This window comes from Rodentibacter sp. Ppn85 (genome assembly GCF_001999335.1).
Classification (GTDB): Bacteria; Pseudomonadota; Gammaproteobacteria; order Enterobacterales; family Pasteurellaceae; genus Rodentibacter.
On record NZ_MLHS01000094.1, the window covers coordinates 1 to 4,328 of the forward strand.

The 4,328-nt window shown below is 38.3% G+C and carries 3 protein-coding genes; all 3 read right to left on the reverse strand.

Going from position 1 to position 4,328, the window contains the following annotated elements; genetic code table 11:
- Positions 1 to 348: 348 nt before the first annotated feature.
- Positions 349 to 1,668, reverse strand: a complete 1,320-nt coding sequence (gene potE / locus BKL51_RS11455; RefSeq protein WP_077466779.1) for a putrescine-ornithine antiporter — start codon at positions 1,666 to 1,668, stop codon at positions 349 to 351.
- A 60-nt stretch (positions 1,669 to 1,728) separates the two neighbouring features.
- On the reverse strand, positions 1,729 to 3,891 hold the full coding sequence (gene speF, locus BKL51_RS11460) for an ornithine decarboxylase SpeF (RefSeq protein WP_077466780.1): 2,163 nt from the start codon (positions 3,889 to 3,891) through the stop codon (positions 1,729 to 1,731).
- A gap of 233 nt (positions 3,892 to 4,124) precedes the next feature.
- Complete coding sequence (gene speFL / locus BKL51_RS12275; protein WP_143530632.1) at positions 4,125 to 4,295, reverse strand: leader peptide SpeFL; 171 nt, start codon at positions 4,293 to 4,295, stop codon at positions 4,125 to 4,127.
- Between the last annotated feature and the right edge of the window lie 33 nt (positions 4,296 to 4,328).

Consider the following 4,328-nt stretch of genomic DNA (forward strand, 5'->3'; position numbering starts at 1 on the left):
TAATCTACGTCAGCCCCATTTTTTATGGACGCCAGCGTGGCGTCCCTACCTATGAGATAAAATTTAAGTTTGTGCAACGGCTACATAATACCGGATATTTTTAATCATTCTAATTTTTCTTCAATTATCCAGCAACGAAAACAAGCTGAAATTCGACCGCACTTTATTCTTTTGCGATATTATGCCGCAGTGTCTCCAGTATCAATCATTTCAATCGCTTATCAAATAGGCCGTACTCGGTACACGACATATTTTTTCATAATTAAACGTCAATATATTAAGTCAAATTTGATGTTCGTTAATGATAAAAAAGCCCACGCTAAGGTGGGCAAATGGAGTAAGAAAGTTTTATTCTTTAACTGACCGACGAAGATCAAATTTATCAGACACAAAGCCGTATAATGTCCAGCCGATAAAGGTGGCGATTGAACCATATAACATTGCTTGCTCACCGGCTGCATAAAGAGCATATATGCTATATACCGAACCGATAAATGCAACAAACACAGTTGTTTTATATTTTCGCGTTGGCACATTTTCCGCTTTTAGCAAAACAGCTAATGCCGCCATGGAAAGCAAGTATGGAATAACATTGGTTACCACTGCTAAATCAACCAATACATTAAATTGTTTATTTAATGACGGACTGATTGTTAATAAAGATAATAGGGTTTGAATTGCCGTAATGGTTACCATACCGATAATTGGTGCATCTTTGCTTGTGACTTTTTTGAAAAATGCCGGGAAGTATCCTTCTTCTGCAGAAGATTTAAATACTTGTGCAATAGTGAATTGCCAGCCTAATAAAGAACCGAAACAAGACATGACCATTAATCCCATAATGACTTTACCGACGGTTTCATTAAACATGTGGGCAAATGCCAACCCGAATGGTGCCGTAGATTGTGCTAAATCCATATTTGGTACAATACCGGCAATCACGTTAGTTGAAACAATGTAGATTACTGCAGCACCAATTGTTCCGCCTAATACGGCAATAGGTACGTTTTTTTCCGGATTTTCAACAGCATCGGCATTTGCACAAGCTGATTCTAAACCTAAGAATGCCCATAAAGTCATAGAAATAGAAACACCAATTGCTTCAAAGGTTGGGACATTGTGAGGGTTCCAAGAGTTTATATAGAGTGAACCGTCGAACCAGTACCAACCGACGATACAAAGACCAACGACGGGAATGATTACTCCCCAAATAGTGAATGAACTAATATTCCCGGTAATTCTTGCTCCGCCAAAGTTAAGGACAGTGGCAAGCCACAATGTAACAATTGTCCATAATGCAATGGATAATGGCGAAAGGGTTGTGCCGAATAGTTCAGAACCGTAGCCTACTGCAGAAATTGCGATTGCCGTGTTGGCGATAACTAAAGAGACACCATAGGTATAATTTGCCATGAAGTTACCCGCTTTACCGAAAGAATATTCGGCATAGCCACCCATACCACCGGATTTTTTACTGAACATCCCGCATTGTGCAAATGCGTAGGCAAGAGCAGTAGAGCCGACAGCGGTAACTAACCAAGATACGATAGAAATGGTGCCTATTTCTGCTAGTTTTGTTGGTAGCATGATGATACCGGAGCCCATCATGTTTACCATAGTGAGTATGGTAAGTTGCACCACACCGATTTTATTACTTTTTGTACTCATAATTTATTCCTCAAGTACGGTCAATATTCTTATTGAAAAATGACCGCACTTTTTTAGCTATTAATGTTCATTTAATACATAACCGTATGCACGAGTTCGTCCGTCAGGATCTTTTTGTAGATAGACCCCTTGGATTTCCGGTGCAAAGCCGGGTAAGGTATTAATTCCTTCTTCTAGCGCTAAGAAATATTGTTGAGCGGTTGTACTCCATCTTTCTCCCGGTACTACGCATAAAACGCCTGGAGGATAAGGAAGCGCACCTTCTGCAGCAATTCTGCCTACAATATCCGTTAGTGAAATTAATTCCACATTGTTGCGAATTAACTCAATATTGGCATCGTGAGGGTTCATTGCATACTCAGGCAAGGTGGCTTTACGGAATAAGTCTTTTTGTAATTGTTTTACATTGCGGCTGACATAGAGGTTATGCATTTCTTGGCATAGTTGGCGAATGGTATAACCTCTGTAGCGTTCCTCATTATTTTTGTAAACGGTTGGCAATACATCTTGTAATAACGAATCTTGTTTGATATGTTTTTCAAACAATGCGATTTGGGCGACTAAGGTTTGCATTTTTGTTAAGGTTTCAGCAGGCGTTAACAAAAATAAGATGGAGTTCAAATCGCATTTTTCCGGGATAATACCGTTTTCACGTAAGTAGTTTGCTAAGATGGTAGCCGGAATACCGAAAGATTCATATTCACCGCTTTCTAGGCTAATACCCGGTGTAGTGAGCAAGAATTTGCAAGGATCAACGAAGTATTGTTCATCTTCATAACCTTCAAATTTATGCCATGTATCGGTTGGATGGAATTTGAAGAACTCAAGATTTGTAGCGATTTCTTCAGTATCGTAATCCTGCCATTTTTTGCCTTTTATCGTAGTTGGAATAAACGGACGAATCAGTTCGCAATTATTTAAGACTAATTTACGTGCTTCAATCCCTACTTTTACACAATCATGCCATAAACGGCGGCCGGCTGCGCTACCTTGAATTTTGGCATTCACATCAAGTGTTGCGAATAACGGGTAGAATGGACTGGTAGAAGCATGCAACATAAAGGCATTATTAAAGCGTTTATGGTTAACGTAACGACTTTGACCTTTAATATGCTTATCTTTTTTGTGAATTTGGGAGGCCTGTGAGAAACCTGCTTGTTGTTTATGAACGGATTGCGTCACGATAATACCGGGATCGTTTTCATTAAGTTCTAACAAGAGAGGAGAGCAATCTTTCATCATTGGAATGAATTGTTCGTAACCTACCCAAGCGGAGTCAAATAAAATATAGTCACAAAGATGACCAATTTTATCTACTACTTGACGTGCGTTATAGATAGTACCATCGTAAGTACCTAATTGAATAACAGCCAAACGGAACGGACGTTTTTTATCCGCACTTTCCGGCGCTACCTCTTTGATTAAATCTCTTAAATAGCTTTCTTCAAAGCAGTGACTATCAATACCGCCGATAAATCCGAACGGATTACGTGCAGTTTCAAGATAAATAGGGGTTGCACCTGCTTGAACTAACGCACCGTGATGGTTGGATTTGTGGTTGTTTCGGTCGAATAAAACAAGATCACCCGGAGCTAGAATGGCGTTTAATGCAACTTTATTCGCAGAGGATGTGCCGTTTAATACAAAATAAGTTTTATCGGCGTTAAACACTTGTGCTGCATGTTTTTGTGCATCGCAAGCAGCCCCTTCGTGAATAAGTAAATCACCCAGTTTCACATCAGCATTACAAATATCCGAACGGAAAATGTTTTCTCCGTAGAAATCATAAAGGAAACGACCTGCCGGATGTTTGCGATAATATTGACCACCTTGATGACCTGGACAGTCAAAGGCAATATTCCCCATTTCTACATATTCGCTGAGCATTTTGAAGAATGGAGGAAGCATTTTTTCTTCATAAAGTTTAGCGGCCGTTTCAATTTGACGGCTATAAAGCTGGATATCATAACCATTGAAATCTTGGATATGATAAACCGAATCATAAAATTCGGGTGAAAGCGGTTGCTCGGCTGTTTGCACAACAAAAACAGGAATATTAAATTCTGTTTCTTTAATGGAACCAATAAATTGCGCCACATCAGAAGAACTTAATACGATAGCAGCAATATCAGTAAAATCAGTTTGCTTGATTTCCACCATATCTCTTTGAGTTAAGAAATATTGAGTAACTGCCGGGCTATATGCAATTTTTAATTTAAGCATAATAAACTCCTTTATATTTTTTGAGATAAAAAACTCCTTGCATTGCATTATAAAAATAATGCATGCTTTATTTTTTTAAACAACAAGGACACTTATCACTAATTAATAAATGTTAGTGACTGATTCTTATTTATTTAAAATAGGGTATGATAGCTTGAAATAAGAGATAGTGACTTTATTTAGTCATGTTTATTTTTCAAAGCTGAGATCTCTCTGAATAGTAAATGGTACTATTAGAGAGCTAAATGAGCTGGTTTATTTTGAGATGCAAAAACAGAATAGGAAAAACAAGAACGATGTGATGGCATCATAATATGTCTCGTTCTGCGAATATGCGCCATTAAAGACCGCCCTTTTATTGGATTAAGGTTTAAGAGGTGTGAAATTTTTGTGTATACTTGCATAGAGTCCTCCTTATATCTATACAATTCAACATC